The sequence below is a fragment of the Spirochaeta cellobiosiphila DSM 17781 genome (genome assembly GCF_000426705.1).
GTDB lineage: Bacteria > Spirochaetota > Spirochaetia > DSM-17781 > DSM-17781 > Spirochaeta_E > Spirochaeta_E cellobiosiphila.
Genome location: NZ_KE384556.1, coordinates 48,632 through 56,775, shown reverse-complemented (window position 1 = coordinate 56,775; position 8,144 = coordinate 48,632). Strand labels below are relative to the sequence as shown.

The window sequence follows — 8,144 nt, the reverse complement described above, 5'->3', positions numbered from 1 at the left end:
CGAAGAGTTAGATGATACCGAAGAGTTAGATGATGTCAATAAAAATACTGAACTTCAATTATCTTTGGAGCCAGAGCTTTTGGAGAAGTTCGATGCCAATAGGAAGGGTGAAGAATTAGATACATATTATAACAGTAATGAGGATGCGTTTGGAATCCTTGAAGAAATTCCCCAAATAACACCTTATCCTGCTATTCCTAAAGAAGATCTTATGGAATTACCTATAGTAGAAATAGATGGCGAGGCCTATTTAGAGGGAATGACGGGCGTACATAACAGTATTATTGTAAATAATATCGAAGAACCAAATTATGATCTAATAAAAGGGTATGAAGATAGAAGTATCACTACTTATGATAGTGAATTAGATAATCCCATAGTTTTCGAAGGTCGTTACATTGAATTTACTATAGCAAATCAGAATACAGATAGAACTGCGAAAGATGCAGTTATTATGGTCGATGGTGTCTTTCAGTTAAGTGATAATCTATCAGAAAAGAAAAGCAGCAATCATCAATTGAAAGAATTAGTAGATACTGTTTTAGACACAAAACATAATACTAATGATGAGGATATCTGGCCTGACATTTTTGAAGATACTGAAAATATTGAAGATCTTCTCAATAATTATTGGAATGATCATTTTTTTGATGTCGATACATATATGCAGCAGGACCCAAAAGTTAATAATTTGAAACAGGGAATGGTTCAGCTCTCAAAGTATTTCAGAGGATTTTGTGGTGGGATTCTTGAATTTAACAAAGAACTGACTTGCGTTGCTTCTCTTGGCTTAAGTCAGACTACTGTTGAGCGATTACATGAGAATTCAAAAAGTGATATGTATCAGTACTTATTTAATCTTAAAAATAGTTTGCTTTTGCCTGACATAGAAGAGTTCCCCAATATTCAAAATAGTTATTTTGACAAAAATGATATTCACTATATGAATTCTCTTTTGGTTATGCCTATACGGGTTAATCAAAATAAGGGAATTTTTATCTTATTTTATAAAACAACCGTAGATAGCCCCTCTCAGATTGCTACAAATGCCGTCAATATTGAATCCTTGACTTTTTCTTATTAGGGTATATAATGCAAACTACTTAGAAATTAAACAAAGTAAGTAAGGGGAGAATATGCGCACTTGGATTTTGATAGCTATTTGCCTCCCCACGGGTATAGGATTAGGCTGGTTAGCTAGGTGGATATACGCTAAGTATCAGCTTTCCTCTTTAGAACAAAGAGCGAAACGACTGAAACAAGATGCAATAAAAGAGGCTGAGGCCAAGAAGAAAGAAATTCTTCTTGAAGGTAAAGATCAACTTTTAAGAGATAGACATGCTCAGGAAAGGGAATATCGAGAAAGAAGGAATGAACTGCAGAAGTTCGAGCGACGGCTTTTACAAAAGGAAGATAATCTTGATAACAAGCTTACCGCGATTGAACGGCAGCAAAAAGAGTTAGCTACCCGTGATAAGGCAATAGATGAGAAAAGACTAGAATTAGATAAGCAAGAAGATAATTGGCGAGTTAAACTCGAAGAGATTAGTAGTTTAACTCAAGATGAAGCTAAGAAACTTATTATTCAGAGCATGGAAAATGAAGCTCGTCATGATGCTCAAGGATTAATAAACAAAATTGAACAAGAGGCAAATCTCACCGCTGAAAAGAAAGCAAGGGATATATTAGTTACAACGATACAACGTATTGCGACTGATGTAAGCTCTGAGATAACCGTTACGAGTGTTAGTCTCCCTTCTGATGAAATGAAAGGTAGAATAATTGGTCGTGAGGGAAGAAACATTAGAACCCTTGAGACCCTTACAGGTGTAGACATTATTATTGATGATACTCCTGAAGCAGTCGTTATTTCCTGTTATGATCCGATTAGAAAGGTAATTGCAAAGACTTCATTAGAAAGATTGATTTCCGATGGTCGAATACACCCTGCCAGAATTGAAGAAGTTGTACAGAAAGTTACCAAGGAAATAAGTCAAATCATCTTTGAAGAAGGTGAGAAGATACTATTTGATTTAGGTATACATAATATTCATCAAGAAGGTATTAGAGCATTAGGCCGATTACACTTTAGAACCTCATATGGACAGAATGTATTGACTCACTCAAAAGAAGTAGCTGTCTTGGCTGGTATGATTGCTGCCGAAGTTGGTGCTGACCGGGAAATAGCTAAAAGAGGTGCTTTACTTCATGATATCGGTAAAGGTATGGAGACTGATGGTGTTGCGACTCATGTAGAAGTAGGAATTGATCTTGCTAAAAAGTGGGGTGAAGATGAGAGGGTAATTAATGCTATTGCATCTCATCATGGTGATGTAGATCCAACATGTGTGGAAGCTATTGTAGTTCAGTTAGCAGATGCTATAAGTGCATCTCGACCGGGTGCTAGAAGAGAGACTCTTGATAACTATATAAAGCGTTTAGAAAATCTAGAGAGAATTGCTGAAAGTTATCAAGGAGTTGAAAAAGCCTTTGCTATACAGGCAGGTCGTGAACTTAGAATCATGGTTAATCAAGATACAGTAGATGATACAGAATCAAAATCACTTGCCAAAAATATTGCAAAACAAATTGAGGATGAATTAAGATATCCAGGAAGAATTAAGGTAACTATTATTCGTGAGACTCGAATAATTGAATACGCAAGATAAGGATTATTGTTCAAATGAGTGAAATACGAGCCCTTATCCTTGGTGATGTCATTGGACAACCAGGGTGTAGGGCCCTTTTTATAGGATTACAAAATTTAAAAAAAGAACATGCACCTGACATAATTATTGTAAATGGTGAAAATGCTGCTGATGGATATGGAATAACACCGGAGATTGCAGATAAATTTATGGCACAAGGTGTTGATGTTATAACCACTGGTAACCATGTCTGGCAAAAAAGAGAGATCTTAGACTATATGGATAAACACCCCCAGGTTCTACGTCCGGAAAATTATCCAGGGAAACCTCAGGGCCACGGGTACTACATTACTGAAATAAAAGGTCATTCTTTGGCTGTTGTCAATCTACAGGGAAGAGAACAGATGGGAAATGTAGACTGCCCATTTAGAAAGGCAAGTGAATTGACCCGTAAACAACTCTCGGGAATAAAGAACATATTGATAGACTTTCATGGTGAAATACCAATGGAAAAAGAAGCCTTTGCAAAACACCTGGATGGTAAAGTAACTATGGTTTGGGGTACTCATACCCATATTCAAACCAATGATGAGAGAATATTACCTAATGGTACTGGATATATAACTGATATAGGATCAACAGGTGTCAAAGATTCTGTTATTGGATTTGACCCAAAGATAGCTATAGAAAGAAGTTTGTCTCAAATGCCTCTAAGGCAGGAAGTTTTAGATGGTAATGCGACAATACATGGTATATTAGTAAAAATAGATCCTGATAATGGGCGTACCTTAGAAATCACCAAAGTTCAAGAGACTTCTTCTTTATGAAGAAGTCGATCCTCTTGGATCTACTGGTAGAGCAATATCCCGAATACACCCGTGAAAAGTTATTGGCCTATGTCCTTTGTGGGAACGTATATTGGGAGGACGAAAGATGCCCCAATCCTAAAGTGAAGTTTCCAGTAGATGCTATTTTTCATATTAGAGTTAAAAAGTTCGTATCTAGAGGTGGATACAAATTAGATAAAGCCATAGACATATTAAATATTGATATCAAAGACAAAGTTATGTTAGATGCTGGTGCTTCAACCGGTGGTTTTACAGATTGTCTATTAAAGAGATCTGCTAAATATGTTCATGCAGTAGATGTGGGATACAATCAATTAGCGTTTACATTGAGAAACGACGATAGAGTTAATAACCTTGAAAAAACTAATGTGTTATCCCTGAGCCTTAATACCCTCGATCCTTCTCCCCAAGGTGCTGTTGCAGATTTAAGTTTTCGTTCTCTAACAAATATTGTTGAGCATATTTTATCCTTAACAACAGAAGGTTGGATGCTTGCACTTGTCAAACCTCAATTTGAGTACGAAGAAGAAGATGATAGTTTTACTGGTGTGTTAAAGGATCCCCACGCGATCAGAACCACCTTATTACAGGTAATAGATAAGATATTCCAACAAGGATTCGGAATCCAGGAGCTTGTCCCTTCTCCTATTAGAGGAAGGAAAGGTAACCAGGAATTCATATTTTATATCACTAAAGCACCATCTCAAGAAAACAAGGAATATTTAATTAATAAGGTAGACTTACTGCTCAAAGACTTCTCGGCCTAAGGGGTCCATAATATATAATCCTTCTGCACCCAAATAGGGAACTTTCCTTCCTTCAATCAAAAACTGAACCTTATTCACTGTACTGAATTCTGTAGCTGTGTATACTATTTGTTTTAACTGTGCGTCGTATCCTTCAATTCCAATCTGATTAAATTGAAAATCCTCACTAAAATTAACTACGGCGATCCCATCTGCAACACTTATTCCCAATAACTTACTATCATGCGGAATCAAGCTTATGAGACCATCGTTAGCTTCTTCTGGTGTTGTTCCTGCTAATAAAATATGAAGTGTAGATGTTAAAGGCGATTCACTGTAAGGAATCTGTCTCTCTGAACTCCTTAAAAGAATTTTACCATCATTATTAACCTTTAGGAAATATAAGGTACTAATTCTCGTTCGATCTTGTGAATCTTCCTTTTCTTCTCTTGAATCAGAATCCACAGGTAGAGATTGATTCGAGTCTTCTACTTGATTTTCAACGACAGTATTCGTAGCTTCATTAGCTATTTCCTTCTCTTCTTCAGATAGATCAGGATTATAAGTAGAGTCGTCGAGATAAGTGGGATGTAATTCTGGTTCTTTGATTTCCCAGTTTTCTTGAACAATATCAACAAAGCCAGTGACTTCCAGTACATGTTCAATTGTCTTTCGGTTAAGTAAAAACACTACTAGTACAAATAAAACTAAGGCTATCCAAACAAGAACACTGGTGGGAATTTGACGCTTTTTCATGTTGTAATATTAACCATGCAATATTAAATTGTCCAGTGAATAGGTCTAGTTTGACATAGTACAAAAAGTTTCGTATAGTTTTCTATGATGAAACGATATACCGGTATTTCTGCTTCTAAAGGCATTTCAATCGGTAAAGCTTTTCTATATCAGGATGATGAGGCTTCTATTCCTAAGTTTTCCATCAAACATGACGATATCACACAGGAGATGAATCGTTTTGAGGAAGCGGTAGGGAAAGCCGTTGCAGAGATTGAGGATATAAAAAAGAAGACCGACTTCTCAAGTTTCGAAGGGAGTTCACATATCTTGGACGCCCACATACTCATGTTGCGTGATCCGGACCTTTCTCTCCAAATTCAAAAGATGATGACCGAAATTCTACTAAATGTTGAATGGGTACTCCAAAAAGTCATGGATAATTTGATTCAGAAAATGAATTCCTTTCAGGACTCATATTTAAGAGAGAGAAGTTTAGATTTTAATGACATTAGTAGGAGAGTTCTGAATCATTTAATGGATCGGGACCTTTTGGATTTATCTAATCTTAAAGAAGACATAATTCTTGTAGCTCATAATTTAATGCCCTCAGATGCTGTTGCAATGAGGAAAGAACATGTCAAAGGGATGGCCCTTGATGTTGGGAGTAAAACCAGTCACACAGCTATACTTGCTCGTAGTTTTGAAATTCCGGCAGTCTTGGGGTTAGGAAGTATTTCAGAAGAAATTCAGAATAGAGATCTCCTCATAATTGACGGCAATAATGGGATTGTCATCGTAGATCCTGATCAAGCCACCTTAGATTTTTATCAGAGTCATCTTCAAGAATGGCAGAGGAAAGAAAGTCAGCTCCTCTATATGAATGAGTTATCTGCTGAAACCAAAGATGGCAAGTTAATTTATTTAAAGGGTAATATTGAAGTTCCGGAAGAAGTGGATTCCATTTTTGCACATGGTGCAGACGGTGTCGGGTTATATCGTTCTGAGTTTCTATTCCTGAGTAAACATACCATGCCATCAGAGGAAGAACAGTATAAAGCGTATACCTCTGTGTTAAAAGGCGTAGGAGGTAAAGCTGTTACCATAAGAACTTTGGATGTTGGTGGGGACAAAATACTAAAGAACATAAATATAAAAAATGAAAATAATCCTATATTAGGCTGGCGTGCTATACGCTTTTGTCTGAGTGAACCTGATATATTTAAAACTCAACTTAGAGCTCTTCTTAGGGCTAGTATTTCAGGTAATTTGCAAATCATGTTTCCCATGATCTCGGGGATTGAAGAGTTGGAGCGTGCTTTAGCTATCCTTGAAGAAGTAAAATATCAACTTAAAAGAGAAGGGATTCCTTATCGTGATAACATTCCTATTGGAAGTATGATAGAAGTCCCCTCAGCAGCTATGACCACTGAAATCATAGCAAAAAAGGTAGATTTTCTATCAATTGGAACAAATGACCTCATTCAATATACTTTAGCGGTTGACCGTGGCAATGAAAAAGTGGCATATCTCTATGAACCGTTTCATCCGGGAGTATTAAGATTATTAAAAATCATAATAGAAGGTGCTCATTCCCAAGGTATCACTGCGGGGATGTGTGGCGAGATGGCAGGAGATCCCTTAGCCACTGTTATTTTACTAGGTTTAGGCCTAGATGAATTCAGTATGAGTGCCTATATGATACCTAAAATAAAAGGCATCATTCGATCCACCAGTCTTCTAGAAGCTGAAGAGCTTGTTGGTAATGTAATGTTAATGCGATCCTCCCGTGAAATTGATAAGCATGTAAGAAGATGGATGGAGGAGCGTTTTGACATCACCTAGAGAAGCTGGTTTGCCAAGAATTGCTATTGCTGGAAGACCCAATGTAGGTAAATCTACATTATTTAATCGATTGATAAAAAAAAGAAAAGCTATTACTGATCCCACACCAGGAGTTACTCGAGATCCCATTGAAGGATCTTATAACATATCCGGTATCCCCATGAGACTAGTGGATACTGGAGGATATAAGCTGGAAAATGAAGGTTTTGACGAATTAGTATCCCAAAAAAGTCTCTTGACTGCATCGGAAGCTGATCTCATTCTTTTAGTATTGGATGTTACAGAAGTAACTCCTGAAGATGAAAGCTTTATGAAGATGTTGCGGCCGTACACAGAAAAGGTCATGTTAGTGATTAACAAGATTGATTCTGAAGAGCGGGAGAACTTAGTTTGGAATTATTATTCCTATGGTTTTGAAAAAGTTATTGGTATTTCTGCTACTCATGGAAGGGGAATAGCCCAGCTGGAAGAAGAAATACTGAACTATCTTGAGACAAAGAATTTTGATTATACTGAAGTGAGTGATCCTATTGATATAAGACTTGCCATATTAGGTAAGCCAAATGCTGGAAAGTCTACACTAACAAATGCTCTTGTAGGAGAGGATAGATCTATTGTCTCTGATATCCCGGGTACCACTCGTGATGTGATTGAAGGGTCTTTTCACTACAAAGGTAAAAATATTCAAGTATTGGATACAGCGGGAATAAGAAAAAAGAAGAAAGTTGCGGAAAATGTAGAATACTATTCTGTCAATAGAGCCATTAGCACTATTGATGATTCAGATGTTGTCCTGTTGATGATTGATTCCATTGAGGGCTTAACAGATCAAGACAAGAAGATCGCCGATCATGTTGTTAAACATGGAAAAGGTATCTTATTAGTCTTGAACAAATGGGATTTAAAACCTGATATCGAGAATTTGGAAGATGCTGAAAAGGATAAGATTAGATATTTTTTCCCAATCCTTGATTTTGCTCCCATTCTAACTATTTCTGCCAAAGAAAAGACAGGATTGAAAGAACTCCTGAACAAGGTAATTCAAGTACAGACACAACGCTTAAATCGGATTGATACAGGGCGATTAAATCAAGCATTGGCTGATTGGGTTGATCAAAATCCAGCACCGAATGTAAAAGGTAAGTCACGTAAGATCCGCTATATAACTCAAGTGAGTGCAAATCCTGTAAGTTTTGTCTACTTTGTTAATAGGAAAGTCGGTTTCCCTGCCGCATATATTGAATATATTACTAATAGGATCCGAAGAGATTTTGGATTCCATCATATTCCTATTCTTGTGGAAGTACGGGAGTCTAAATAAT

7 protein-coding genes are annotated in these 8,144 nt (G+C 36.8%); 6 read left to right on the top strand and 1 reads right to left on the bottom strand.

Annotated elements, in window-relative coordinates:
* From K345_RS21020 to K345_RS0112840, 4 genes are all read left to right on the top strand, one after another.
* The coding region (locus K345_RS21020; RefSeq protein WP_037572415.1) for a hypothetical protein at window positions 1-1,084 on the top strand (1,084 nt) is incomplete at its 5' end.
* A gap of 52 nt (window positions 1,085-1,136) precedes the next feature.
* Window positions 1,137-2,669 (top strand): ribonuclease Y, encoded by a 1,533-nt coding sequence (gene rny / locus K345_RS0112850; RefSeq protein ID WP_028974507.1) that lies wholly within the window; start codon window positions 1,137-1,139, stop codon window positions 2,667-2,669.
* A 14-nt stretch (window positions 2,670-2,683) separates the two neighbouring features.
* The gene (locus tag K345_RS0112845; protein WP_037572413.1) at window positions 2,684-3,475 is read left to right on the top strand and encodes a TIGR00282 family metallophosphoesterase; all 792 of its coding nucleotides are present in this window, start codon (window positions 2,684-2,686) and stop codon (window positions 3,473-3,475) included.
* The gene (locus K345_RS0112840) at window positions 3,472-4,263 is read left to right on the top strand and encodes a TlyA family RNA methyltransferase (protein ID WP_028974505.1); all 792 of its coding nucleotides are present in this window, start codon (window positions 3,472-3,474) and stop codon (window positions 4,261-4,263) included. The genes K345_RS0112845 and K345_RS0112840 overlap by 4 nt, the downstream gene beginning before the upstream one ends.
* Here K345_RS0112840 and K345_RS23590 read toward each other — a convergent pair.
* Window positions 4,237-4,998, bottom strand: a complete 762-nt coding sequence (locus K345_RS23590) for a GerMN domain-containing protein (RefSeq protein ID WP_028974504.1) — start codon at window positions 4,996-4,998, stop codon at window positions 4,237-4,239. The two genes, K345_RS0112840 and K345_RS23590, sit on opposite strands and share 27 nt — an antisense overlap.
* 87 nt (window positions 4,999-5,085) lie before the next feature.
* Between K345_RS23590 and ptsP the strand changes: the two genes are divergently transcribed.
* Together ptsP and der are read left to right on the top strand one after the other, a co-directional pair.
* Complete coding sequence (gene ptsP, locus K345_RS0112830; RefSeq protein ID WP_028974503.1) at window positions 5,086-6,822, top strand: phosphoenolpyruvate--protein phosphotransferase; 1,737 nt, start codon at window positions 5,086-5,088, stop codon at window positions 6,820-6,822.
* Entirely contained in the window at window positions 6,809-8,143 is a 1,335-nt protein-coding gene (der, locus tag K345_RS0112825; protein WP_028974502.1) for a ribosome biogenesis GTPase Der, read from the top strand. Before ptsP ends, der begins: the two co-directional genes overlap by 14 nt.
* Window position 8,144 lies beyond the last annotated feature (1 nt).

What these genes read in the sequence shown, in the direction of transcription:
- rny (WP_028974507.1), top strand. Translation starts at nt 1,137, where the DNA reads ATGCGCACTTGGATTTTGATAGCTATTTGCCTCCCCACGGGTATAGGA.
- K345_RS0112845 (WP_037572413.1), top strand. Translation starts at nt 2,684, where the DNA reads ATGAGTGAAATACGAGCCCTTATCCTTGGTGATGTCATTGGACAACCA.
- K345_RS0112840 (WP_028974505.1), top strand. Translation starts at nt 3,472, where the DNA reads ATGAAGAAGTCGATCCTCTTGGATCTACTGGTAGAGCAATATCCCGAA.
- K345_RS23590 (WP_028974504.1), bottom strand. Translation starts at nt 4,998, where the DNA reads ATGAAAAAGCGTCAAATTCCCACCAGTGTTCTTGTTTGGATAGCCTTA.
- ptsP (WP_028974503.1), top strand. Translation starts at nt 5,086, where the DNA reads ATGAAACGATATACCGGTATTTCTGCTTCTAAAGGCATTTCAATCGGT.